25 protein-coding genes and 2 tRNA genes are annotated in these 24,674 nt (G+C 59.9%); 12 read left to right on the top strand and 15 right to left on the bottom strand.

Annotated elements, in window-relative coordinates; genetic code table 11:
* Nucleotides 1–7: 7 nt before the first annotated feature.
* Together BDK61_RS03020 and rnz are read right to left on the bottom strand one after the other, a co-directional pair.
* The gene (locus BDK61_RS03020; RefSeq protein WP_004959417.1) at nucleotides 8–1,081 is read right to left on the bottom strand and encodes a Gfo/Idh/MocA family protein; all 1,074 of its coding nucleotides are present in this window, start codon (nucleotides 1,079–1,081) and stop codon (nucleotides 8–10) included.
* Between the two features lie 42 nt (nucleotides 1,082–1,123).
* A complete protein-coding gene (gene rnz / locus BDK61_RS03025; RefSeq protein WP_004959414.1) occupies nucleotides 1,124–2,059 on the bottom strand; it encodes a ribonuclease Z in 936 nt (311 codons plus the stop codon).
* A 379-nt stretch (nucleotides 2,060–2,438) separates the two neighbouring features.
* Between rnz and BDK61_RS03030 the strand changes: the two genes are divergently transcribed.
* From BDK61_RS03030 to BDK61_RS03040, 3 genes are all read left to right on the top strand, one after another.
* A complete protein-coding gene (locus tag BDK61_RS03030) occupies nucleotides 2,439–3,482 on the top strand; it encodes a hypothetical protein (protein WP_121302266.1) in 1,044 nt (347 codons plus the stop codon).
* A 57-nt stretch (nucleotides 3,483–3,539) separates the two neighbouring features.
* Nucleotides 3,540–4,205 (top strand): potassium channel family protein, encoded by a 666-nt coding sequence (locus BDK61_RS03035; RefSeq protein ID WP_004959408.1) that lies wholly within the window; start codon nucleotides 3,540–3,542, stop codon nucleotides 4,203–4,205.
* Between the two features lie 385 nt (nucleotides 4,206–4,590).
* On the top strand, nucleotides 4,591–5,067 hold the full coding sequence (locus BDK61_RS03040; protein ID WP_121302267.1) for a PIN domain-containing protein: 477 nt from the start codon (nucleotides 4,591–4,593) through the stop codon (nucleotides 5,065–5,067).
* A gap of 13 nt (nucleotides 5,068–5,080) precedes the next feature.
* Here BDK61_RS03040 and BDK61_RS03045 read toward each other — a convergent pair whose 3' ends face one another.
* The 10 genes from BDK61_RS03045 to BDK61_RS03085 all read right to left on the bottom strand — a co-directional run bounded on the left by BDK61_RS03045 (nucleotide 5,081) and on the right by BDK61_RS03085 (nucleotide 12,667).
* Nucleotides 5,081–6,781 (bottom strand): methyl-accepting chemotaxis protein, encoded by a 1,701-nt coding sequence (locus tag BDK61_RS03045; RefSeq protein ID WP_121302268.1) that lies wholly within the window; start codon nucleotides 6,779–6,781, stop codon nucleotides 5,081–5,083.
* A gap of 131 nt (nucleotides 6,782–6,912) precedes the next feature.
* Nucleotides 6,913–7,710: an SDR family NAD(P)-dependent oxidoreductase gene (locus tag BDK61_RS03050; protein WP_121302269.1), complete on the bottom strand. Its 798-nt coding sequence runs from the start codon at nucleotides 7,708–7,710 to the stop codon at nucleotides 6,913–6,915.
* A complete protein-coding gene (locus BDK61_RS24115; RefSeq protein ID WP_269764278.1) occupies nucleotides 7,700–7,822 on the bottom strand; it encodes a hypothetical protein in 123 nt (40 codons plus the stop codon). Before BDK61_RS24115 ends, BDK61_RS03050 begins: the two co-directional genes overlap by 11 nt.
* Nucleotides 7,812–8,483, bottom strand: coding sequence for a non-canonical purine NTP pyrophosphatase (locus BDK61_RS03055; protein WP_121302270.1), 672 nt, complete (start codon nucleotides 8,481–8,483; stop codon nucleotides 7,812–7,814). Before BDK61_RS03055 ends, BDK61_RS24115 begins: the two co-directional genes overlap by 11 nt.
* A gap of 113 nt (nucleotides 8,484–8,596) precedes the next feature.
* On the bottom strand, nucleotides 8,597–8,872 hold the full coding sequence (locus BDK61_RS03060) for a DUF5808 domain-containing protein (RefSeq protein WP_004959391.1): 276 nt from the start codon (nucleotides 8,870–8,872) through the stop codon (nucleotides 8,597–8,599).
* A 215-nt stretch (nucleotides 8,873–9,087) separates the two neighbouring features.
* Nucleotides 9,088–10,734, bottom strand: coding sequence for a bifunctional N(6)-L-threonylcarbamoyladenine synthase/serine/threonine protein kinase (locus tag BDK61_RS03065; protein ID WP_121302271.1), 1,647 nt, complete (start codon nucleotides 10,732–10,734; stop codon nucleotides 9,088–9,090).
* A 9-nt stretch (nucleotides 10,735–10,743) separates the two neighbouring features.
* Complete coding sequence (locus BDK61_RS03070) at nucleotides 10,744–10,878, bottom strand: 30S ribosomal protein S27ae (RefSeq protein WP_004516109.1); 135 nt, start codon at nucleotides 10,876–10,878, stop codon at nucleotides 10,744–10,746.
* Nucleotides 10,879–11,187, bottom strand: a complete 309-nt coding sequence (locus BDK61_RS03075) for a 30S ribosomal protein S24e (protein ID WP_004516108.1) — start codon at nucleotides 11,185–11,187, stop codon at nucleotides 10,879–10,881.
* Nucleotides 11,188–11,372: 185 nt separating this feature from the next.
* Nucleotides 11,373–12,380 carry an AAA family ATPase gene (locus tag BDK61_RS03080; protein WP_121302272.1) on the bottom strand — a complete coding sequence of 336 codons (1,008 nt, stop codon included), beginning with the start codon at nucleotides 12,378–12,380 and terminating at the stop codon, nucleotides 11,373–11,375.
* Nucleotides 12,381–12,596: 216 nt separating this feature from the next.
* Nucleotides 12,597–12,667, bottom strand: a tRNA-Gly gene (locus BDK61_RS03085).
* Nucleotides 12,668–12,873: 206 nt separating this feature from the next.
* On the opposite strand from BDK61_RS03085, the gene BDK61_RS03090 reads away from it, so the two are divergent.
* On the top strand, nucleotides 12,874–13,707 hold the full coding sequence (locus BDK61_RS03090; RefSeq protein ID WP_011224256.1) for an NAD+ synthase: 834 nt from the start codon (nucleotides 12,874–12,876) through the stop codon (nucleotides 13,705–13,707).
* Between the two features lie 20 nt (nucleotides 13,708–13,727).
* On the opposite strand, the gene BDK61_RS03095 is transcribed toward BDK61_RS03090, so the two are convergent.
* Both BDK61_RS03095 and BDK61_RS03100 read right to left on the bottom strand, forming a co-directional pair.
* Entirely contained in the window at nucleotides 13,728–14,504 is a 777-nt protein-coding gene (locus BDK61_RS03095; RefSeq protein WP_121302273.1) for a DUF3105 domain-containing protein, read from the bottom strand.
* A gap of 38 nt (nucleotides 14,505–14,542) precedes the next feature.
* Nucleotides 14,543–15,217, bottom strand: a complete 675-nt coding sequence (locus BDK61_RS03100) for an enoyl-CoA hydratase/isomerase family protein (protein WP_004959376.1) — start codon at nucleotides 15,215–15,217, stop codon at nucleotides 14,543–14,545.
* A 60-nt stretch (nucleotides 15,218–15,277) separates the two neighbouring features.
* On the opposite strand from BDK61_RS03100, the gene BDK61_RS03105 reads away from it, so the two are divergent.
* The 4 genes from BDK61_RS03105 (at nucleotide 15,278) to BDK61_RS03120 (ending at nucleotide 18,002) form a co-directional block, all read left to right on the top strand.
* Nucleotides 15,278–15,934: a DUF7114 family protein gene (locus tag BDK61_RS03105; protein WP_121302274.1), complete on the top strand. Its 657-nt coding sequence runs from the start codon at nucleotides 15,278–15,280 to the stop codon at nucleotides 15,932–15,934.
* Between the two features lie 67 nt (nucleotides 15,935–16,001).
* Nucleotides 16,002–16,073 (top strand) — tRNA-Thr (locus BDK61_RS03110).
* Nucleotides 16,074–16,256: 183 nt separating this feature from the next.
* Nucleotides 16,257–17,447 carry a tyrosine-type recombinase/integrase gene (locus tag BDK61_RS03115; protein ID WP_121302275.1) on the top strand — a complete coding sequence of 397 codons (1,191 nt, stop codon included), beginning with the start codon at nucleotides 16,257–16,259 and terminating at the stop codon, nucleotides 17,445–17,447.
* Between the two features lie 150 nt (nucleotides 17,448–17,597).
* Complete coding sequence (locus BDK61_RS03120) at nucleotides 17,598–18,002, top strand: hypothetical protein (protein WP_121302276.1); 405 nt, start codon at nucleotides 17,598–17,600, stop codon at nucleotides 18,000–18,002.
* Between the two features lie 131 nt (nucleotides 18,003–18,133).
* Here the strand turns inward: BDK61_RS03120 and BDK61_RS03125 are convergent, their stop codons facing one another.
* Nucleotides 18,134–18,610 (bottom strand): FxLYD domain-containing protein, encoded by a 477-nt coding sequence (locus BDK61_RS03125; protein WP_121302277.1) that lies wholly within the window; start codon nucleotides 18,608–18,610, stop codon nucleotides 18,134–18,136.
* Nucleotides 18,611–18,720: 110 nt separating this feature from the next.
* On the opposite strand from BDK61_RS03125, the gene BDK61_RS03130 reads away from it, so the two are divergent.
* The 4 genes from BDK61_RS03130 (at nucleotide 18,721) to BDK61_RS03145 (ending at nucleotide 24,130) form a co-directional block, all read left to right on the top strand.
* Entirely contained in the window at nucleotides 18,721–18,990 is a 270-nt protein-coding gene (locus tag BDK61_RS03130) for a MarR family transcriptional regulator (protein WP_121302278.1), read from the top strand.
* A 361-nt stretch (nucleotides 18,991–19,351) separates the two neighbouring features.
* Nucleotides 19,352–19,837, top strand: coding sequence for a hypothetical protein (locus BDK61_RS03135; RefSeq protein ID WP_208644654.1), 486 nt, complete (start codon nucleotides 19,352–19,354; stop codon nucleotides 19,835–19,837).
* A gap of 72 nt (nucleotides 19,838–19,909) precedes the next feature.
* Nucleotides 19,910–22,135, top strand: a complete 2,226-nt coding sequence (locus BDK61_RS03140) for a DUF262 domain-containing protein (protein WP_121302279.1) — start codon at nucleotides 19,910–19,912, stop codon at nucleotides 22,133–22,135.
* Between the two features lie 312 nt (nucleotides 22,136–22,447).
* Nucleotides 22,448–24,130 carry a hypothetical protein gene (locus BDK61_RS03145; protein ID WP_148709118.1) on the top strand — a complete coding sequence of 561 codons (1,683 nt, stop codon included), beginning with the start codon at nucleotides 22,448–22,450 and terminating at the stop codon, nucleotides 24,128–24,130.
* Nucleotides 24,131–24,674 lie beyond the last annotated feature (544 nt).

Genomic DNA, 24,674 nt, shown 5'->3' on the forward strand with positions numbered 1-24,674 from the left:
GGGCGTCTCAGGCGTTCGAGCGGGCGTCGTCGAGCAGCGCCTGCACGTCGACGGCCTCGCCGGTCGCGCTGCTCTCGATGGCGGCGAAGACGATAGCCATCGACTGGAGGACGCTGTCGACGTTCGTCGGCATCGGCTCGCCGCCATCGACCCAGTCACAGAACTGCTCGATGAGCCAGGCGTTCTTCCAGTGGGGCCGTTCGGCCAGCGGCACCGCCTCGCCGTCGCCCTTGCCGATGCTCTCGAAGTTCCCGGTGTCGTACGCGTCGGCGTGGAACCGCTCGACATCGCGGCGGTCGAGGAGGACCGTCTGGTCCGAGCACTCGGCGCGGAACTGCTCGTGGCCCCAGCCGTTCAGCGTCGTCGCGTTGGCGTAACTGCCCTCGTACTGTGCACGGGTCCCGTCGGCGAAATGCAGCGTCACGAGGCCGCTGCAGTCTCCGTCGTAGTCGGCCTCCTCGGGCGTCCACGTCTCGGCGTACACCCGCTCGCAGGGTGAATCGGCCAGCGACGCGAGGATGTCGAGGTGGTGGATTGCGCCGTCGAGCAGGAGCATGTTGTCCATCTCGTAGACGTAGTCGGCGTAGAAGCCGCGTTCGCGGACATTGCCCGTGTACCGGGCCGTCAGATAATCGATGTCGCCGGCTTCCTCAACGGCCCGGCGGAACGTCGTCTTGTCCCGGTCGAACCGGTGGCTCATGGTGACGCCCATCTTCTTGCCGGCCTCCTCGACCTTCTCGGCCACGCGGACCGACGCCTCCAGCGTGTCGGCAATCGGCTTCTCCGAGATGATATGCAGGTCGTGGGCGAGTGCCGTCTCCACCACGGCCTCGTGGGTCGACGGCGGTGTCACGATAGAACAGATGTCGGCCGGCCGCTCCGAGAGCGCGGTTTCGAGGTCGGTGTAGCACTCCTCGGGCGACAGTCCGAGTTCTTGCTCTGCCAGCTCGTGTCGTTCCGGGTCGGTGTCGACCGCGGCGACGACCTCGATTCGGTCGTCGTGAACGTTTGGCGGAATCGCGTCTGTCGCCCAGGTGGACCCCTGGCCCCCCAGACCGACGTGGACTAATCTGTGTGTCATGGCTTCGTTATCGCTTCGAGGAATAAATGCTGCACTATCTCATCAGTACTCGTCTGCGTCCGGGAACTCGACACGGCGCTCCATCCCGTCTTCGGCGAGCACGACCTCGCCGTCGAACGCGTCCCGGGCTTCGTCGACTAGCTCGTCGGCGCTCGCGGCGTAGCGGGTCGAAATATGGGTCAGTGCCAGCGTCGACGCGCCGGCCTGCCGCGCCACGTCGGCGGCTTCCCGGGCGGTTGAGTGCGCCGTCGCCTTCGCTCGCTCTTTCCGGTCCTCGGCGAAGGTAGCGTCGTGGACGAGGAGGTCTGCGTCCTCGCTCGCTTCGATGACGCTCTCTGTCGGCAGCGTGTCGCCGGTGTAGACGAATCGCCGGCCGGGACGGGCTGGACCGACGACGGCCTCCGGCTGGATAGTCTCACCCTCGTGTTCGACGGCCTCACCGCGGTGGAGCTTGGAGTACTTCGGCCCTGGCGGGATACCGAACTCCTCTTCGGCTTTCTCCCGGTCGAACTTCCCCTTCCGGTCGTCCTCATCGAGGACGTATCCGACGCTAGCACAGCGGTGGGCTGTCTCGATTGCCCGAATCTCGTACTCCGACCGGTCGAGGACTACGTCGCCGGCCGACACTTCGTTGATGCGGACGGGAAACGAGGGGGTCGTCCCGTTGGCCTGGATGAGCTGTTTGATATTCCCGCGTGTGCCCGCCGGCGTGTGGATGGCGATGGCGCGCTCCCGTTCGTTGAAATCCCACGTCTGGAGCAGCCCCGGAATCCCGAGGACGTGGTCGCCGTGGAGATGCGTGACGAACAGGTGGTCGATAGCGAAGCCAGTGCCGTAGCGCATCATCTGTCGCTGTGTGCCCTCGCCGCAATCGAAGAGGAGGTAGTCGCCGTCGCGGTTGACGAAGATGCTGCTCGTGTTGCGCTGGGTCGTCGGCACGGCCCCACTCGTCCCGAGAAACGTCACGCGCATGGTCATCGCATCCTCTACTGTCGACGGGTAAACCGGTGTCGAAAGGACGGCGCTACGGGTATGGTAGCACTCATCGTCTGGTGCGGTCGGGTCGCTGGGACGGGTGTTTGTGTGTCTAGCGGTGAGATAGCTATTCGTACTGATCGCAATAACGGCTGCTTTCAGCCGTCTCTGGCCGTCTAGTGCCCTTCTCTGCCGAGGGTTTAACCACCAGCAAAACAATTTACCACTGGGTAAGTGTCGGCCATCCTTACGTTACCGACCCGGATGTAACAGGGGAACGGCTTAGCAGGTTATTATGTTCTGTTGAACTGTCTCGCCAGTTTATCTGTTACTCATTCGTTGCAACGTTCGCATTGCCTTCCGATCACCGCAGAACCGAATCATGATACGCACTCGTACACTTGCCGTTTTCGCTGCGTTGCTCGTCGTCGGCGGCCTCACCGCACAGGTTGGGGCTGTACCGGGCGTGACAGCGCAACAGGAATCGCCGTTAGAACAATCTGGGAACACAGGGGTCGCTGTCGACTCTCTGACCGCACCGCAGAGCGTCGCCCCGAACTCGACTGCTGATGTGGCCGCGACGGTCACGAACAACGAGAACGCCTCGGTGACTGAATCCGTGGCGTTCCGGTTCGACGGGGCTGTCGTCGACCGGACGCTGGTCACGCTTGCGCCTAACGAGAGCACGACTGTCCAGTTCTCCGCGGACACGACAGACATCGAACCCGGTGACTACCGCCACGGTGTCTTCACCAGCGACGACGGGCAGGTCGCCCCTGTTACCGTCTCCGACTCGTTTACGCTGGAGACACTTGACGCGCCGACAAACGCCACCGCCGGCGATAACGTCACCGCTGACGCAACCGTTGCCAACCCAAACGACTTCAACACGACACAAACCGTCGAGTTCCGACTTGGCGGCCAGCCGCTCGCCTCCGAGTCCGTGACCCTCGACGCGAACGAATCTACTGACGTGACGTTCACCGTCGACACGACTGATATCGAGCCGGATACGTACACCCACAGCGTCTTCACGCGCGACGACGGTGCGTTCGCCGAGATCACCATCGAGTCTGCTATCGACGCGCCTGAAGAGCCGACCGAAAACGAGACCGAGGAGCCGCCAGCGGACGAGACCGAGGAGCCGACCGAAAACGAGACCGAAGAACCGCCGGCGAACGAAACTGAGGAGCCACCCGCGAACGAGACTGAAGAACCACCAGCGAACGAGACCGAAGAGCCGCCAGTGAACGAGACTGAAGAACCGCCAGCGAACGAGACTGACGAACCACCAGCGGACGAAACAGAGGAGCCGCCAGCGGACGAGACTGACGAACCACCAGCGGACGAAACCGAAGAGCCGACCGAAAACGAGACTGACGAAACGGACAACGCGACCGAAGAAAACGCGACGACAGAAGGCTAACCCGCGCCACCCTGTCACCCGTTCACATTTTTAATGGTGGCCGTCGTACCGTAGTCCATGAAGTTCGTTATCGTTGGCTATGGCCGCGTCGGCATCCGGACCGCACGGATTCTACAGAGCGAGGGGCACGAAGTCGTTATCGTCGACAACGACCCTGTGAAGGTCGAACGGGCCACGGAAACCGGGTTCGAGACGATCCAGGGTGACGGCAACGAGGAAAGCGTCCTCGTCGATGCCGGTATCGAAAGTGCGGACGCTATCGGCGGTCTCACGGGCGACCTGAACACGAACTTCACTGCCTGCATGATCGGCAAAGAGTTCGGCTGTCGGACGGTCCTGCGGATCGACGCCGACTACCGCGAGGAGATCTACGAGAAGTACGCCGCTGACGTGGATGAGATAATCTACCCCGAGCGACTGGGCGCGGCTGGTGCGAAGACGGCACTACTGGGCGGTGACTTCAACGTCCTCGCCGACCTGACCGAACAGCTTTCGGTCGCGAGTATCCGCATTCCCGACGACTCGCCGTTCGTCGGAAAGCGGGTCGTCGAGGTGGACCTTCCCGGCGATGCTCACATCTACGCACACGGGACGGACCACGAACCGATGACGATTCCGCTCCCACAGACTAAAATCGAACCCGGCGACAGTGTCGCGATCATGGCTGATCCCGGCGGGCTGGACGACATTCGAGCGACGCTCCGGGGCGACGCGTCCGCCTGAGACTCTGGAAGTCGGGCCCGCTCTGTCGCAGTTTCTCTCAGACTGACGATACCAGCTGTCTTCGACGAAAGCCGGGGAGAGTAGAATATGAAAGGGAGGATCGCGGTGTCCGGGCGCGCCTGGGGAGGATAGGATGGCACGCAGTGTCACCGACATCCACTGGGGCCGTGGAAGCGCGCCCGTACCGGGTGGAATGCTACCGGTAGGCATAAATGCCCGTCAGACAGGCGACAGACGGATGACAGACGGCACGGCTTTTTGCCCGTTCAGCCACTGCCTCCTGCTATGACCTGGGCGACGCTGTTTGAACGTGCGGCGGACCACCAGACTACGGTCGACGCTGTCTGTGCAGCGCTCGACGAACATCGGGTGGAGGACGACAGCGATGCGTGAGCCGTCGCCGGCGCGTGTCGTCGCTGATGCCGATGTCCTCGCCGCCGATCTGCTGTGTGGACCAGACAGCGATGCACGTGCTGCCATCGACCATATCCGTCGGCACTCATGGGTCACGCTTGTTGCGAGTGACCACCTGTTAGACGATGCTAGCGCCGTCATCGCCGACCTCGCCAACGACACCCTGGCGGCTGACTGGCGGGCGCGAATTGAGCCCGACTGTGACATCGTAGATCACCCTGCCGGTGACCATCCCGCGCTGGCCTCGGCCTACCGGGGCGGCGCACAGCACTTGCTTTCCTATGCGGACGACCTGCGTAGCGCACAGACTAGCGCGTCGCTCAACCGTCATATGTCGCTAAGTGTCAGACCGCCGGACGCTTTCGCTCGCCTGTTCGACCCAGAATCACTGTACCCCGTTGTCGAGAACGGCGAGTATCCCGGTCCAGACCGGGATCCACGCGCGTAGCGAGTAGCCCTGCTTAGTCGTCAGCCGTCGTTACCGTGGCTGTCGAGACTGTCCTCGATGGTCCAGCGCCCTCGGCGATATCGAACGCCGCAAGCACCTCACGCAGGTCATCGGTCTGGGCCGCCATCTCCTGTACTTCGGTGGTCACTTCGGTAATCGTCGCTGTTTGCTCCTCGGTGGCAGCGGCGACAGCCTCGGACTCCTCGTTGGTCTGTTCGCTCACCGCCGCGACCTCGTCGACCATATCGACGACCTCCTGCGTGGTCTCTGCCTGCTCGGCGGTGGCACCCGATATCTCCTGAATCGAGGCGTTGACTTCGCCGAGCACGTCGACGATATCCTCGAAGTCTCGGAGCGCAGACTCGATAGTCGCGGCACTGTCTGTCACCTGCTGGTTTGTCGCTTCCACGTTGCTGACGGTTTCGCTGGCCTCGTGCTGGACCGCTTCGATGCGGTCCGACACATCCGTCGCGGCATCGTGGGTCTCCTCTGCGAGTGTCTTCACCTCGTCGGCAACGACAGCGAATCCGTCGCCGCTTCCGTCCGCACGGGCCGCCTCGATCGAGGCATTCAGTGCGAGCATGTTGGTCTGCTCGGCGATGTCCGTGATGACCTCCACGATGTCGTCGATTTCGCTGATCTGGTCGACCAGACTCTCGACCGCAACGGCGATGTCGTCGATACGAGCCTCCATCTCGTCGAGTTCGTCGATCGCCTGCTCGGCGTCCGCACGCCCCTCTCGGCCTCGCCGTGTCGCCTTCTCGGCGGTGTCGGCCGCGTTTTCGGCGGTCGCGGCGATCTCTTCGACGGTGGCAGATAGCGTGTTCATCTCGGACGCGACGTCGTCGTGGCGCGACGCCTGCTGGCTGGCTCCAGCCGAAATCTCCTGAATCGACCGGGAGATCTCGTCACTCGCGTCATCGATCTCCGTGACGCTCCGGGTGACGTGGTCGCTCGTCTCGTCGACGTCCTCTGCGAACGCGGCGACGGTTGCGACCGTCTCTCCCAGCGTCGTCACGAGGTCGTTGTAGTTCTCGACGACGGCGTCAAACTGCTCGTCGTCGGCCGCGAACTCCTCGTCGATAGTGGCTGTCAGGTCCCCGTCTTTCGCCTGTTCGGCAGCGTCACCGAAGGCGACAACAAGGTCGTTGAGTGCCTGCGAGCGCCGTTCGAGGTCGCTGGTCATCGTCTGGAGTTCGGTGGTGTACTCGTCCATACTGGCGGCCATCTGCTCCAGTGACTGTCCGAACGTCCCAGGCACGTCCTCATCGAGAACATCGGCGTCGAACTCCTGCCGAGAGAGCGCGTCGGCCTGCCGAGACACTGTCAGCAGATAGGACTGCATCGACCGAAACGACGAGAGCAGTTCGGCAACCTCGTCGTCGCGCTCGCTCTCGGGCAGTTCGACATCGAGTTCGCCGGACGCGATGTGGTCCGCACCCGCGGCCATCGCTGTGACGGGTTCGACGAAGTCTTCGCGGGTGATGAACACCGTGTTGGCGAACGCGACAATAGCGCCAGCGAGCAACACGCCAGTGACGACGAACCGGACCGTCCCGGTGGCAACAAGCGAGACAACTGCCAGCGCGACCGAAGCGCCAAACTGCAGACCGACGGCTGCGAGCACCTTCCGTTCGACCGAACCGGAGACGCCAAAAACATCAAGCGATCCACGTATCACCGCTTTGTATTTTCTGATAGGGTCTGTGAGCATACGCACCTTTTTCTTACAGTGTTTAATAAGGTTCGAGTCCAATTCTCGGATATTGAAAAGGAATCAGTCAATGAAAATCGACATGAGTGAATATGAGCGGCGAAGCCAATGACAGTCTCGGAACTGATTCTCTACCGGTCCTGATTGACCAGCGCTGCAACGCGCCGGACGGCCCAGCGCGGTGTCACCCTCACCAATCGGTCGATAAGCCGCATCGACCGGCGCGGGATAACGATAGTCTCGCCAGCGGCGGCCCCCTCGTAGGCCGCTGATGCGACCGCATCGGGCGTGTTCGTGGCGACCGACCCGACCGCCGAGTCCGTCATTCCCGCTCGTTCCTGAAACTCCGTGTCGACCGGGCCGGGACAGACCACCGTCACGTCGACCGATGTCTTCCGTAATTCCTCGGCCAGTGCTTCGCTGAAGCTGTTGATGTACGCTTTGCTCGCGTAGTAGCCAGCGAGGTTCGGCCCCGGCTGGAACCCGGCGACTGAACCCATGTTGATAACCGCGCCGCCATCGTCGAACTCGTCAATGAACAGCCGGGTCAGTTCGACCGGGAGCATGACGTTCAGGCGCAACTGCGTTCGCTCCGCGTCGAGGTCGCTTTCGGCGAACGGGCCGTAGGTCCCCACCCCGACGTTGTTGACGAGCACGTCGATGTCCAGACCGCAGTCCTGCACCTCCTCGTACAGCTCTTCAGCGGCCGCCGGGCGGTCGAGGTCCATCACGACAGAGGTCGCCGTGACTCCTCTCGTTTCGAGGTCCTCGGCCAGCCGCTCCAGTTTCCCCTTGCTTCGGGCGACCAGCACCACGTCGTGCCCGCGTGCGGCGAACTCCTGTGCCAGCGCTCTACCGATGCCCGCCGACGCACCGGTTATCAAGGCGGTGCCGCCGGTCCCGACGACCGGTACGTCGCTACCGCTCACCGTACCACTCCGCGACCGTTGTCGCTTCGGGTTCCAGCGCCGTCGGTCCCTCGCCGCTGGAACTTCCGAGGGATGGGTCCCATCCCTCGACGGACGGTTCGCTACCGCTCACCGTACCACTCCGCGAACTTCGCTAACGCCCGGCCGCGGTGGGAGATCGCGTTCTTCTGCTCGGTGCTCATCTCCGCGAACGTCGTTCCGTCGTGCTCGAAGATGGGGTCGAAGCCGAACCCGCCCTCGCCGCGCGGGGCGACGATTTCGCCGTTCACGCGCCCCTCGAACAGTTTGACCGGGACTGTCTCGCTGCTCTGGGCCGCGCTTCCGTCGTGGACCTGCTCGTCCGTCGTCGCCGTGCCGCGGTCGTCAGCCGACAGGTCCTGTCCACGCCGGTCCTCGCGGTCGATACCGTCCGGGTCCGGCGTCGCTTCGAAGCCCTCGCCGTCACAGTAGGCGATGACCGTTTTGAACGCTGCACCGCGGTCGTCCTCCGGTTCGGTCATGCGCCAGACGCGTTCCACGCCGACAGTATCCTCGACGTACGAGGAGTACGGGCCGGGGAACCCATCGAAGGCGTCGATGAACAGCCCCGCATCGTCGACGATGACCGGCCCGTCAGCCGCGCGGTAGGCTGCTCGCGCTCCCTCGGCCGCGACCGTTCGCAGGTCGTCGGCTTGCACCTCCGGGTAGTCGAAGTCGAACTGCTGGACGTCGTCGCCGAGATACTCGGTCGCCTCCCGGACTTTCCCGGGATTGGTTGTGACAAAATTGAGCATACCGGCACACAGCGACCGGCGATAAAAGAGCCGTCGAAACTCCGCGCAGGCGGACTGCTGTAGATTATTTCCGGCCGTGCCAGGCACGTACCGGTCCCTCGCTACACCCCGTCTCAGTCGACGACGACTTCGACCGGTTCGTCCTCACTCTCGGACTCGAACTCCTCGCTGCTGCCGCCGCGTTCGAGATACAGCATCACGCCGGCGACCGCCAGCACGACCCACGAGCGCCAGTTCGCTAGGTTCAGGGTGTAACCGATCCCGAACGGCTTCTCCACCAGCATATCATCGCCTGGCTTCCAATAGGACGACACCAACCGCTTAAGACTCGGTCGTTCAAAGTTGTACGGCACGCCGAACAACGTTCCCGACTGGGGTTTTTCTGCCATACTGCGTTCTATTCGGGCCGAGGTTAAACCATTTGTCCACCACCTTTTTGCTGCGAGGGGTGTCCTCGGCCGCGGTGCGGCCTGCGGGCACCCCCGCTTGCAAAAACGTGGGCGAAAAAGGCACGAATCGCGGAGCGATTCGCGTGAAACCGCGGCCTTCGGCCGCGGTATGCTTACCTCCCCTGGGTGTCTACTGCCCCCGCCACCGCACAGCCCTACTGATACCGGCCCCGACCCTCGATGTCGTCGAGGCTGGCGAACACCGCGTCGGCGTGGTCGCTCTCGGTCCGGTAGGCGTCTTCGGCGGCCAACAGCAGCCGTTCGGGGTCGTCGGCAGTGCCGGCCAGCGACTGTGCGAGGACGTGGAGGTCCATCGCGTGGTCCTCGGCCTCCTGCGTGTAGTACCCGAGGCCGAAGTCGATGAGGGTGGTCCGGTCCGCCTGCTCGCCACGCCCACCCACCCGGACGTTCCGGGTCGTCGGGTCGCCGTGCACGAAGCCGGCGTCGTGGATGCGAGCGAGCCAGCGGCCAACGTCCGCGACCCGCCCCTCGGACAGCCCCTCGCGGAGGTCTGTGTCGCCCACGCGCTGGAAGACAATGCGCGACTCCTGTGGGTCGACATCTCGGACCAGCGGCGTCGGGACGCCGTTGCGGCGCGCCTCGCTGGTGAGCCGGGCTTCCTGCCGGGTCCGCTCAGTCCTGAGACGCTCGTCCAGCGTCGGGTGGCGGTAGCTCCGCGGCACGCGCTCCTTGATCACCTGGTCCCCATCGAAGCGGACGGTCGCCTCTGCGCCCTGAACTTCGTCGCCTCTCGTCCGGTAGCTGTCCACCGACTCCTCGGGTCCCCGCCAGGTGACGGCCACTTCGTCGGGCCGGAAGTTCGAATCGATGCGGGAGTCCTCGATGGCGATGGTGTCGCCAGCCGCGTACATCTTCGCGCCGAGCATCGCTATCATCCCGGCGTTGTCCCGCAGGAAGCGGTTTTCCGGAGCGTAGAATTCTGCCTTGCGTTGCTCACACATCTCACCGAGCATCCGCTGGAGGCGGTCGTTCTGGCCGACGCCACCGCCAAGCACCAGTTCGTCGGCCCCGGTCAGCGACAGCGCCCGCTCGGAGACTTCCGTCAGCATCGCGAAGATGGTTTCCTCCATCCCGCGACAGACATCGTCCACTGGGACGCCGTCGTCAACAGCCTGCTTGGCGGCGCTCATGATACCCGAGAAGGAGAAGTCCATCCCCTTGACGACGTAGGGCAGTTCGTGGTACTCGCCGTCCCGAGCGTGCTGTTCGACCTTCGGCCCGCCGGGATGGGACCAGCCGATGTGGCGCGTGAACTTGTCGATGGCGTTGCCAACGCCGGTGTCCATCGTCTCGCCCAGCACGCGGTACCGGCCGTTCCGGTAGCCCAGAATGTGGGCGTTCGCGCCGGAGGCGTTCAGGCACACCGGCGAATCGAAGCCCGAGCGGTGGCGGCCCACTTCGAGGTGGGCGACCATGTGGTTCACGCCGACCAGCGGCACGTCGAACCGCTGGGCGACCGCCCGGGCAGCCGTGGCGACGATTCGCAGGCAGGGTCCCAGCCCCGGACCGCGGGCGAAGGCGACGGCGTCGATCGGTGCGCTGTCGTCTCCGTCCCTGCCGGCTCGCCCATGTGCGTGCTCGATGGCCGTCTCGACGACGGCCGGAATGGCCTCGCCCATATGCTCGGCGGCCTCGCGCGGGTGAATGCCGCCGCTGTCTGGCGCGTACGCGTCAGTTTCGATGAAAACATGGTCGTCGTCGGTTACCTGCGCCGGGTCCGGCGTCTCAAACACCGAAGCACTGGCTGCCCAGGCAGTACCTTCGATACCCAGAATACGCATCGGGCGGCCTTACTTCCACTCGGTGTAGCCGCACTTACCGCAGTGCTGGCGGTCCTCGTGCTCGGCGAGGACGGTGTCACCGCACCGGGGGCAGGTCTCGCGGTCGAGTTCGCCGTCGTCGTTGTAGTACTCGTTGTGTGGCATCTATGCTTCCTCCGCTTCCTCTTCGCCGTCGGCGACGATCTTGTTGCGTTCGAGCATGTGGTCCTGCTCGACGTCACGGGCGTACTCGGGGTTGTCGTAGACCTTCGCGTAGCCGACCGTCTTCCGCATGCCGAACTTGGTGTCGAGCTTGTGGATGACGACTTCCTCGGCGTCCTTGTTCAGCGTGGCCGCAAGAGAGTCGCGGACAGAGAGACGGGATGGGGTGGCTTCGTCGTGGACGACCTCGAACCGGACGTCCGTGCGGTGCAACATGGGATTCTCGTCTTCTTCGATGATGTCGATATCCATGGTTCGTTGTCCGTATCTACCCGCCGAAGCGCGTAAAAGGATTTCGAAGCGGTTGACGCCGTCTCCGTCCGCGATTCCGTGTCACCGCGCTGTCCCGCGGTTCGGTGATGAGACGGGAACGTGCTGCAGCGGCTAGCTGTGTCCGGTACAGCACTTCCAGAGCGATATCGGCTGGACGCCGTCCCTTACCGCTCGCCCAGCTGTGCGAGGAGGTGCGAGAGATGGATTCGCTCGTTCGCCGCGTCGACGAGCGCCATATCCGTCTCGCCGGCCATCGTGTGAATCTCGGCCAGTCGGTCTCCGGAGTAGCGCGACCGGGCCACTTCTAGCACGTCATCGAGGATATCGGACGCGCCGTACCCCTCGTCGACGAGCAGGTCATCGAGTGTCGACCGGGCGTCGGTAAAACGCCCGTCTTCGGCCGCGTCGACCATCTGCTCGACCTGGTCGTCGGCTTCGACGGCGTTCAACGTCTCGAAGGCGGCGTCCATCGTCACCTCGCCCTCGGCTTCGGCGGTCGTCTGGGCGGCCAGCACTGCCGTCCGGAGGTCGCCTTCGGCGTACCCGGCGACGTACTCGATGCCGTCGTCGTCGTGGTCGACACCCTCCGCAGTGACGATATCTTCCAGGACGGACGCCGTCTCCTCGTGGGTCGGCTCGCGCATCACGACCGGGAAACACCGCGAGCGAATCGGCGGGATAACAGCCGAGGGCTGACGCGTCGCGATGACGAACTGCGTCGCTTCGTAGTACTGCTCCATCACCCGACGTAGCGCCTGCTGGAAGTCTTCGCGCATCCCCTCGGCGTTGTCCAGCAGAATGGTCTTGTAGCTGCCCGACACCGGCGAGTAGCTGGCGGACTCCTTGAGCACGTGGTTGATGAGGTCGGCCTTCGAGGACTCGCGCCGTCGCTTGCTGTCGATGAACGACGCGAACCGCGGGTCGTTCGAGACCTCTTTTTTTGTCATGCCGAACACGTCGGCCATGTTGAGTTCGGTAAAGTCCGCGTCGGGATTCTCGTGGACCTCCCGGGCAAAGGCCCGGACAGCGGCCGTCTTCCCGCTTCCCTTCGGCCCGTGGACCAGAAGATTCATCGGCTCCTCGATGGCTCCCTGCAGGTGCTCGCGGGCCTTCGGCTGGCGGATATCCGACAACTCCGGGGCGTGTGTCTCCGTCCACAGCGGCGCGTCCATCTGTTGGCTCTGGGTATGCCCGGCCCCGACAAGTATCCCGCGGTCCGCGGGTTGTGTCGCTCATAGCGGTAAACGACAGAAGGGAGTGCGCCGGCCGGGAATTGAACCAGACTCAGACGTTCCGGGTCGCTCACTGCGTTCGCTTTCCGGGCTGCGACTGATAGGGTGCAATTCCCGGCTACTGCATTTACTGCTCGCGAATTACTCGCAACAAAATGCGCCGGCCGGGAATTGAACCCGGGCTATTGCCTTGGGAAGGCAATGTCCTACCACTGGACCACCGGCGCTCGTTGCAGTCGCGCCGAGGCTCGCGGTTCCTGCGGAACCGTTCCCCACCGGCGCGCTGTGGTAGACTGCAGGTCGGTCGGACCTGCGAACCCCGTACCGAACTGTCAACAGCGACTGCACTTGAACGTAGCGTTTTGACTGGACGCGTGTCCGAAAATATCAGGTCGATAGATGGGTATTAGTTCCGTCCGTCCAACTAGAAGACATGGCAACGGCCGAATCCATTGTCCGTGCCGATGAGCCGCTGAACCTGACGTTCTCCGAGGCTGAGTTGGAGGCGCACCGCGACCATATCACCTCGTTCATCGAGGCACAGGTCGACGCCGCCGGTGTCGACACCGTGGTGATGGGGCTCTCGGGCGGCATCGACAGCACGCTCGTCTCGCATCTGGCCGTCGAAGCGCTTGGCCGTGACGCCGTTCACGGGCTCGTAATGCCCAGCGAGGTCAACCGGGCTGACAACATGAGCGACGCCGAGCGGGTGGCTAACGACCTGCTCGGCATCGAGTACGACGTTATCGAGATCAATCCGCTGGTCGACACGTTCCTCGATGCATACCCCGACGCCGAGGGCGACCAGCTCGCCGTCGGCAATCTCCGTGTTCGCTGTCGGGCGGTGCTAAACTATCTCGTCGGCAACCACGAACAGGCGCTGGTCCTTGGGACCGGAAACCGCAGCGAGGCACTGGTCGGCTACTACACGAAGTACGGCGACGGTGCGGTCGACTGCCACCCCATCGCGGCGCTGTACAAGCAACAGGTCCGACAGCTGGCGAAACACGTCGGCGTCCCCGACGACCTCGCCGAAAAGACCGCCAGCGCCGAGATGTGGGCCGGCCAGACCGACGCCGACGAGATGGGGATGGACTACGACACGCTCGACTCCATTCTCGCCCTGCACATCGACGGCGGTGTTCCGGCAGCCGGGACAGCCGACCAGCTCGGCGTCCCGCTCGATGTCGTCGAGACTGTCCGTGAGATGTACGAATCGAGCGCCCATAAGCGAGCGATGCCGCCGGGTCCGGACCCGCTGTACTGAGTCTGTTTTCGTTTCAGTCGCTATCGAACCGGGTTCTCCGGGCCGCGACCCAGATACTCCGAGAGGAACGCGTGGACCGTTTCGGCGTCGTAGCTGTCCATCGTTAGCTCGTGCCGCCACGCCGTCACAACATAGGTCGCCCGCGGGTCGTCGTTGGGGTTCGGAACGGCGACGACGCTCCGCCAGGTGCCGGTATGAACACTGGAAAACTCCCGGAGGCTCTGTCTGGCTTCGGGGGAAATCTCGTCGGGGTCGTAGTAGACGATGACCGCGCCGTGTTCCAGCGTATGGACGAGTGAACCGAGCAGCGGCGTCGCTTCGTAGAAGCCTGCACTCACCGTTGACGCATAGTGTGTCCCGGAGAGTGGCGGGACTCGCTGGTAGTCGATAGCACTGCCTTCTTCGACATGGTTGTTCCCCCGGTCCGGGAACTGTTCCACACTGGACAGTCGGTCACTGTCGCCGGTCTCGTCCAGTGACGACGCTTCGACCCCGGTGGCCTCGACCGCGGAGAGCGGCTGTGCACCTGTTGTCCCGACCAGGTCCGCGTCACTTCCGCTGCCGCCGTCGCCACCGCTCAACTGAGTCACGTACACTGTGAGCCCAATAGCGAGCACGACGACGACGCCGATAACAATCGGCCCGACCGGGAGGGCGTTCCCCTCTTCGCCACCGGTATGATCTTCGACGCGCCGTCGATCAATCGCGCCCAGTTCGCCGTCGTGGGCGTCGGCGAGATGGTCAAGGTAGGCGTCGTCGCCGTCGAACGATTCCCCGCAGTACTCACAGTCGACCATTGGCGGTCCGTATGCGAGGCGTCGTCTTGTACCCTTTCCTACTCAGTCTTCGCGTTGAGGTCGGCGAAGGCCTGCTGCTCGCGGCGCTCCTGTGTTTCCCTGTCTGCATCGTCTCGCATCCGTGCTTTCAGCACTCGAAGCGCGTCCGCGTCGACGGCTGCTATCTCTTCAGCGACAGCCCGAGGCTCCGCAGTCACCCGTGAGACCAGCCCCATCTGCAGCGCCGTCTCGGCGTCAAGCGTTCGGCCGGAGAGTGCGATGTCGAGCGCGTCGCCGGTCCCGACGATGTCGGGGAGCCGCGCCGTCCCGCCCCACGCGCCGAACAGGCCGAGCTTGACCCCTGTTTCCGCCAGCGTCGCGTCGGGCGTTGCGACACGGATATCACAGGCCAGCGCCAGTTCGACGCCGCCGCCCCGTGCTGCGCCGTCGATACCGGCAACAACAGCCCCGTCGTAGGATTCCAGTGCGTGAGCGACGCGCTGGCCCAGCGCCGCGAACGCTTCGGCGCTCTCTGCATCGAGGGCCTTGACCTCGTCTAGATCCGCGCCGGCACAGAACGCCTCGCCAGCGCCATGGAGATACAGCACTGGTTCGGTCGCTGACTCGACGGCTGCTTCGAGGTCACGTAGCGCCGCACTGGTGAGCGCATTGCGCTGGTCGGGCCGGTCAAGCGTCAGGGTCCGGATACCATCGCCGTTCGTGGTCTGTACCATGGCTGCTGTGACTCTGCGGTTTCCAAAGGTCTTTGCCCTTCCCGTCGCTAGACCCTCATAATGGAGGAAGTGGCGGCAGTTCGCCGAGCGGCGTTGGCGGCAGTCGACGATGTCGAGCCTGACCGGCTTCACGAGCGGATCGACGCTCGCCTTGACGACGCGTCGCTGGCGCCCGGCGTCCTGACGCTCGTTAGCGCGGGCGCAACCAGCGACCCACCGGTTGACCTGGCTGACGGCGTCGCCGACAGAGCCGCCGGCGTCCAGCTTATCTACGAGGGGCTCTCGCTTACTCGCCAACTGGCCTACGACGACCCCTGGGTCAACGGCAACCGCGATACGGCTGACTTGGATATTCTCATCGCGGACATCCTTGTCTCGCGTGGCTTCTACCTGCTCGCCAGAACCGAAGCCGCCGATGCTGCCGTCTCTGTCGTCCGTTCGTTCGGCCACGACCAGACCGTCCGTCAGACGACCGACGACGAAAGCCTCGACACTGCGCTTGAAACGGACATTCTGGAACTCGCCGTGGTCGCCGGCGTCACCGCCGCTGGCATCCGGCCCACCCCGACACTCCGTGAGTACGCGACCGAACTGGCCGCTGACGGCCTCCCGCAGAACACCGAGTTGCTCGGTGAGGAGGTCGCTGACGCCCTTCGGGCCCGCGCGGGAGCCGAACAGCCATCCGGCGACGGGACCGAGGCCGCCGCCGACCACTGATACTAATCGACACACCGGTCTCGAATCGAAACGACTTTAGACAATTGCCGGATACACACTGTTGCGTGCCTGGGTAGCTTAGCGGTAAAGCGCGTCCTTGGTAAGGACGAGACCCCGGATTCAAATTCCGGCCTAGGCTTCCGCGTGTTTCAGCGCCTCTCCCACCATTTTACGCCCTTCTTGGGAGAGAACAAATGGAACTCAAGAACGTTACGTCTCACTACACGAGCGCCCCCGCGCCGTCTTGCGATTCGTATAGCTGTCAGGACACCATAACGTCAGACATTGCGCTGTCTTGCGATTCGGGAGGTGAACCTTCCCGATGAACCGGACTGACCCACTCGACAACCTCGGTAGCGGAGACACCGTATCGGCGGAGATACCACCCGCGCCCGAGGACTACGAGTTCGAGTACCCGTTGGTCAGCGAACGCTCGAAGCGCGACCTGCAAGAGTTCGGGCTGAACATGGTAGACGACTATCGGGACTTCAAGCACGAACTGCTGTCATGGCTCGCCAACTACGGAAAGAACCCCGAGAAGCACGAGGGTCTTGCACGTTCGACGCTCGAATCCACCCATTACAAACTCGAAACTGCCTTCCGGTGGCTGTGGCGGTATGAGAACCAGTACACCACACAGTTCACGCCCGACCATGCGGACAAGTTCGTTCGCGTCCTCGACCAGTCGGATGGGATGATTGATTCGACCGTCCTCCACCACGCCAAGGACATTAAGCGATACTTCCGCTTCAGCAACCACGTCCGAGGAACGGACTACGAATGGGAACTCGACGTGGAACTCTCGCAATCCAACGGTGATGAACGGGACTACCTTCGACGGAGTACGTTCGAGCCGCTGTATCAGGCCGCGCTCGAACACTCGTCGGTGAAAAGTTACCACTCCGTCTCGCCCGACGAACGTAGTCAACTGAAGTCCTTCGTTGCACAGCGGCTTGGAATCCCGAAGGAGAAGGTCGGCCCGGCGGAGTTCAAAGAAGCGAACTCGTGGAAGTATCCGTCCATGATAGCGGTCACGCTCGACACCGGACTACGCCCTATCGAGGTTGGACGGGCGAAGGTGTCGTGGGTCAATCTCGAAGACAACGAACTGAACATCCCGAAAGACGAGGCCACGAAGAACGAGGCGCATTGGAACTGTGCCATCAAGGGTCGGACAACCAAGGCCCTGAAACGGTGGCTCGATGAACGGGCGTCGATGGACAAGTACGACGACAGAGACGAGTTGTGGCTAACGCAGAAATCGTCGCCGTACAGTTCCAAGTCGTGTAACGCACTCCTTCACCGGGTAATCGAGAGCGGTGATGTTCCGATACCCGAGCATAGGGAAGTCTCGTGGTACTCTATCCGGCACGGTGTGGCGACGTATTGGGCGAACCATGTCGGCCCACACCACGCGAAAGAGCAACTGCGACACAAGAGCCTGAACACGACGATGAAATACCTACACTCGGACGCAGAAACTCGGAACAGCGCCGTAGAGCAAATCTGGTAGGCGGGATTTCCTACCTGAACGTTTTATCTCGCCTGTTCGCACTCGGTTCCGGAATCTCCGGGACAGCGTGGCACAATCCTCTTGGAAGAGTCGAATCATAGCTTGTCGTCACCAATATTTTAACGAGTGGTGTGCGAACGTCAACCATAGATGAACTCTCACGCCCTCGAACAGGTACTTCGGCGGAAGTCGATTCCACGCGGCCAAATCACTCTGCTGAAATATCTCTACGAACGCGACAGAGACGAATGGGTGGCAAGTAGTGAACTCACCGACCAGATTCGATGGGGTGAGACAGACCAGTTCAGGGGCGTCGTCGGTGCTTTTGGAAAGAGGGTCAATGCGACACCTGAAATCACAGGAGAACCGGGTACGAGTGCGTTCTTTGAACGGGAGAACATCGACGGCAAGACTCACTACCGACTTCGACCAGAAGCACGAGACGCGATTGAATCGGTGAGCGTCCTACTCGACAAAATCACCCACCATTCCATGTCGGAACTACTCGAAGAGGGGACAGAAGTTGAAGCAGAACGACTGGCTACAAATCCATAGTGCAGACATTCCGACCATTCCGGGTGTGATATTGCCGAGTCGATTGACCAACGTAGCCGGTGTTTTCGAGCGTGCTGTTGGTTAATCACTATCGGTCACGTCGGCTTGCCTGACCGGAAAAGGACGAGCGTCTATAACGACGTTCCGGCTCTGATTTCGTAGTCAGTGATTGCGGCGGCGTCCTCACCGATACCCGGATACTGCACCTCGAAGCCCCACGTCTCGCCTGCCGACCAGCCGTTGATGTTGTCCAAGAACGACTCGGCCAGCGTGTCGCCCTCGTAAAACTTCACTTCGACCTCGGCATACGAGAGTTCGCCACCGCTGACGTTCTCGGCTTCACCTTCTACCTTCACGCTTTCAGCGGGGCCACCTTCGTCTTCGCGCACCATCTCGTGCGAAAGCAGTTCTATGTCGTTCGAGGAACCGTCGCCGCCACTGCCACCACTGGTGGTGTCGCCGCCACTGTTCCCGTCGTTGTTGTTTCCATTGTCGCCGCCACTGCCTTCCTCGAAATCGCCACCGTCGTCTCCGCTACACCCGGCGAGAGCGATAGCACTGGCAGTGGTTCCGAGAGTCGTAAGGTATCGCCGTCGGTTCAATTCCATTTCATTATGGCAATTAAGCGGCAACTACTTATATCGTTCTCATAGTCACTTTGAGTTCTTCAGTTCACTATTCGTGGGTGCTAACGCCTGACTCCACTATTCTCGGATTAATGCGTCTCTCGGCGGAGTGGACTACCCTCGCAGACGAGCGAATTTTGGAGTATCTACAAGAGCATAAGAGTGGAACGCCGACGAAAATGGCGAACCACCCGAATATCCACTTCTCTCGCTCTTACCTTCACAAGCGGTGCGACGTGCTGGTCGAGAAGTCCCTTATTGCTGACTACGGAAACGCGGTGTTCGTTCTTACCGACGAGGGAGAAGCGTACCTCGCTGGCGAACTAAATCTCAATGAACTCGAACCCGACGGCGAAGAGTAGCGCTGGCCAGAGACTCGTCCCCTATTCGGCCATGAACGGCAGTCTTGAGTTCTCTACCCCACCGTTCGGGAACACCTGTGTCACCAGCGGAGCCGTAGACCAGCCTGTGACTACGCTCACGACGCTCGTCGTCCAACCGAGTAGATTGGGGCGTCGTTTCTGACGTGCGCTCTGCGGCTCTGTAGGGCTGTGTGAGTGCGCTCTAATTCATCAAAGTAATCTTGAGTTACTTATTAATACCCAAGAATAATAAGATTATAGAACGTAGTATATAGTAGACGCACTGTCTCTGTGGGGCAATTTCGGTAAAAGCCCGCCTGCTGAAGACAGGCAGGCAGTGGGTCTTCGGGAGTGAAGACCAATGCATACTACGACCGCCGAGAGGCATGAGAGTAACGACCTCGAAGAGCGCGACGTGCGGGCGCTCACCGAGTACATGGCCGTTCTCCCTGAAGGCGGCGACATTTACACTGTCGTCGGACAGAACGAGAACGGAGAGTACCGCGTTGACGCCCGTGAGGGACGCTGTACGTGTCTTGACCACCAATACCGGGAAGTCGAGTGCAAGCATTGCCGCCGTGTCGCCTTCGCCACTGGCGAGCGTCCGGTTCCGGCATGGGTTGACGCCGACGAGGTAGACGCCCAACTCGGTCAGCACGTCGAAGGGACGCCGAAGTTCGCCGCGACCGACGGGGGCGTGACCCTCGAAGAGTTCGGTGCCGACGACCGCGACGACGACCGTCCCGAAGACTGCGACTGTAGCCCGCTCTTCGAAGACCTGCCCTGCTGGCCTTGCTACAGGGACGGCTTCGAGACGCCGAACCCGAACGTGGGTGACGACGAATAACCGACTATCGAGACATCTATAGTATTAGGTTGACCCTTACAGTTTTTAACCGTCCGTCATTAGGGTGTTAGTATGGCAGATGCGGAACAACAGGATTTAGGACTTTTATTTGAAAACGGACTATTTACTGTTCCAAAATACCAACGTGGATATTCATGGACTACTTCAGAGGTGCAAGACTTACTTTCTGATATTGAACATCTTCACAGAGACAGAAGAAGAAACGCAGATTTTGAAGGTTTCCATTATTTTGGAACGATTGTTCTTCAAAATGTTGGGACAAAGACGGTTTCACGACGGAAATTAAGCCAATATAACGTTATCGACGGCCAGCAACGACTTACTACTGTCACTATATTATTGCAATGTGTCAATGAACGATTGAAAGAGTATGAGGATGAAGAGATTGATGATGAACCAGTAGTGAAAATCATTGAGGATAATGAAGAGACATTTATTGATTTCCGTGGGGAAGCCCGGATTCGGCCACAAGAAAAGACAAAAGAAGTCTACGACTTGATAATTATTAATACCGAAGACACGGATAGTGTATCTGCGAGTATCCCTTCGCAAGGATATCTTCTTAATGCCAAAGATGTCATACATGATTGGTTAGACGAAAAGGAAGATGAAGAAGACAATTTCCTTGAATTCTTGTCCGGATTGTCAGAGGTGTTATTTTCGAATATTCAAGTTACAACATACACTATCGAACAGACAAGCGAAGCAGGTCGCTTTTTCGAGGTACTAAACGATAGAGGGCGAGACCTGACAACTATTGACAAAATAAAAAGTTACTTGATTTTCTGTGCAGACCGACAAAATGACGAGTCGCTCGCTGAAGATATTTACCAAAAGATTGGGGCTGTAATTGAGAAAGTTTCACAAAACGGTGGCGAAGAGTCTGTTGATAGATTTGTACGAGAACACTGGCGATTATTCTCCGGCGAATACAGTTTCGAGACAAGTACAATCACAGATATACACCGTCGAGTGAAGCGGATTCCGGCTCATATTCCACAATCCCGTCCACCCGAAGAACAGAAGGTTTGGATTGATGCGTATATGCAAGATATGAGAACAGCGGCGGAAGAATTCCGCAAAATCACGAATCCAGACGTTATAATTCGGGAAGCCAATAATCCAACAAAGATTGAAAGAGAAATAGTATCTGCACTAAAAAGTTTCAACGCTATAGGGAAACAGACCAACTATCTGTCTTTGCTAATGAGTGCAGGCAGGACGTTTGGGCATAGTGAAGAGTTTTTGAGAACGATACAGTTGTGCCGAACTCATGCGTTTCGATTATATCAAATATCTAACTCTCGGGCGGATAAGAGGCGTGCCCATGTGCGAAAAATGTCTTACCCGGTCTCATGGGTCGGACGAAGTGAGACTGCAAAGGATATTTTTGGCGAAGGCCATACTCCCCCGGAAGAAGTCTTTGAGACAGCGGAAGCCGCTTATGAATACGTTGTAAAGGAAATTGAGGATGACCTTGGTCGATACTGTCCAGATTATCTTATCGCAGACTATCTTCGCCAACCAGATGTTGTCAACGGTAATGATAGGTGGGGCGGAATTGGCGAGACCTCGATTGTTTACCTGCTGTATGAATATGAAAGATATTTGAGAATGCAAAACAGTGGCGAGTCGCCAATTGCCGATTTCCGTGAGTTCACGGGTGTTGGTATGGGAAGTCGACGGGTACAACTCGAACACATTTGGCCACAAAACCCGAGAGAGTTACCGGAAGAACGCATTGAAGAGCATGAAGAATGTGTGAATTCCTTGGGTAATCTCGCTCTCATTAGTCCTGATGATAATCCACACGCAAGCAACAAACCTTATCGACAAAAGTGGGAAGAGACCTATGATAATTCAAACCAACAGCACTTGAGAGAACTTCCGCACCCTGATGATGTTGAATGGGGTAGAGAGGCAATCGAAAACCGTACCGAAGAACTCGTTGATTTTGTTCTCAAATGGTGGTCAGGTGTGAGTGAGGCCTCTGTTTGTATAGAGAGATACCACGAGTTTAGTACGGAACAGAGGCAAGACCTTCAAAATAGAATTTCCCAGTCTGTTCGTGACAACTACCATAAAAGAAATGGACAGTCTATCGCAAGTGTTGGAATTCGGAATCAGACATTCAATGATGGCGAGTGGACAGAAGTGAGAGAGTGTGACTGCGGTTCGTTATCAATGAAAATCCAAACAGATAGCGGGGAAGTACGATGTGCAGAATGTAATTCTGAATTGACTGCTCCCCTATATCAAGTCCGTTCTGAAGTGTAGTCGCTCTCAATAGCCCTATCAGAGAAATCCTATGCGCTCGCGTGAAGCCTTGAGGTACGCCTGTACGACACTTTTAGTGTCCCGAGAAAGTAGGTGAACCAACCACACGACACGCACCGCTATCCGTTCGGTTGCGAGGAAGAGGGAAGGGCGACCTTGGCGGGCTGGCCCGTTCCCCTGTCGTGGACGTGAACGACAATGCAAAGTACGAACGCTATCAGTAAGAATCCACCGTATAGGCCCCCCACTTTGGACGGCGTTCGACGCCGCGTGGAACAAGCAATCAGAGGAATCTACAATGGACACGGGAATGTGCTACTCGAAGCACTGCCCGCTTCGGGCAAGTCATATTCGTCCCTGAACGCCGCCAGTGAGACAGAAACGTTGTTACTCTACCTTGCGTCCCGAGACTACCTGAAGAGAGACGCTGAAGAGTTGTGCGACCAGTTCAGACTCACTTACAAGCGCATACCGACACCGTACAAGGACTGTCCTGCGTTTGATAAGAGCGACCAAGACCACTACGACGGTCGAGCCGTGAAGGCATACGATAACGGCGTCGGTGGCCGTGAAATCCATGACCGACTTGACGATATACGGTGTGGTGGGGACTGTAGGTATCTCGAACTGCTTGACTTCGACCCGTCGGCACCTGACGTTCTAATTGGCGACCCGAGCCATGCCTACAGAGACGAGTACCTGAAGGGGCGCTTCGTGGTTAAAGACGAGTTCTCGGTGAGTGAGTTTGAAACCGAGTTCGAGAACCCGGAACAGGTCGTTAACCGCTTCCTTCAGAATGTCACCCTACGCTACGACAGTTATCAGGACGTGCTGAACGCACAGCCTGACAACGACCGGTATGCTGAAGCCCTCAATTGGCTCCGAGAACACGGCCTCTATCAGGACACCAGCAACGTTCTCAAATCTCCGAACAAAGAGTATCATGCACTCGCCCCAACCCTGACATTCGCGCTACTGGCCGGGCATGAGTTAGGGAATGGGTGGGAACGGCTACCCGTTTCAGATTGGGCTGACTTGCATGGTATCGACCCCTCGGGTATCAACTCAAACGCCATCTGCGTGCGCGACCGAGACGAAGATACGATGTACCTTCTCAATCCACCGAATTTCGATATTGCCGACGGCTTCCTTGGTTTAGACGGGACTCCGACGCCCGCGATGTGGCGAATAGCGACCGGACTCGACCTTTCGCACCGTGACGTTCTCGAAGACCGCGCGAAGCGAAAGTACGTCTCGGACGTGCTGAACCAGACCATCATTCGGACGAATGACCACCTGAAGCCATACCAGAATGACGCAAAAGGGCGTATCACCGCAAAGAAAGACACCAAAATCGCGCATTGGATACACCGAAAAGAAGGCGATAAACCGGGCTTAATCACGAGCAAGAAGGCGATTGATAACGTGTATCCGGGGTACAACAGCGGCGAGTTATTCGACTATGTTGGTACCTCTCGGAACTTCAGCAACGTCTTGAGTTACCGAGGATTCAAGGACAAACACCTCGGGTTCGTCTCCGGCTCTCGGCACTACGGCGACCCCTACATCAAGAAATGGGGTGCGTATGCGGGCGAGACAGTCAGGTCGAACGGGAAGCGCGGGACAGCGAAGAGTTACGGCGAGTTCGGCAACAAGATTCACCGACACATGAAGCGGCAGACGCTTCAGGACGTGCTTCGGTTTGGACGCGACACCGAACCAACGACGGTCTACGTGAACACGGCGGCGCTTCCCGAATGGGTGCCGAGCGAAGCGGCGCACCTCGTTCTGTTCAGCGAGGACACCCGAGAGGTAGCCGAGTTCCTTCAGGACAGAGGTGGTAAAGGTGGAACAGTGACCGAAATCGAAAATGGGACGAAGGTCAACGAGCGAAGCGCCCAAAAGAAGGCCAAAGCCCTCGCAGAGAACGGATTCGTGACCAAGTACGACGACCTTCCCGACGCGGCGGCGTATGTGTGGAACGACGCCGAATAACTCAAAGTGATATCCATATCAGAATATATTATAGTGCCCGAACAGCCCTACTCATAATTGTTATTAGAGGGTGTGTTCGACTCTGTTAATAGAAGTCGGTGCGGAAATTACCGAAAGTTATTCTCCGGTAGCGGCTCTCCGATTGAGGTGTCGGAGTCCCTTCAGGGCTTGTGAGAGAGGTACCCCGTGTCATCCCAAGTGAGGGGATGAATCAGACCCCGAATCGTCTGTGAGAGTTCGATTCTCTCTACGGTTATCCCCCATTTCGGAATGACCCCCGAAACAGGAGAAAACCGGTTCTAAAGAGTTCCAACAGCGTTTTAGACGGCGTGAGAGGGTCGTAGCACCACTCTACGGGCCACGGGGGCTGTCTCTATGGTGGGCCAGCGCCACCTGTATCACACCCTGCTACACACGCACATATCAGATACAGGAACCAGAAGAGCGCAGAGAGGCAGGGGTAGGGTGGGTACCCGTAGACCGGGTGGGCCGAGTGAGGGTGTGGGACACCGGGGGGACTGGCCCCGGCGGGGGACGGGGGTCG

The sequence above is a fragment of the Haloarcula quadrata genome, assembly GCF_003634715.1.
In the GTDB taxonomy this organism is placed as follows: Archaea; Halobacteriota; Halobacteria; order Halobacteriales; family Haloarculaceae; genus Haloarcula; species Haloarcula marismortui.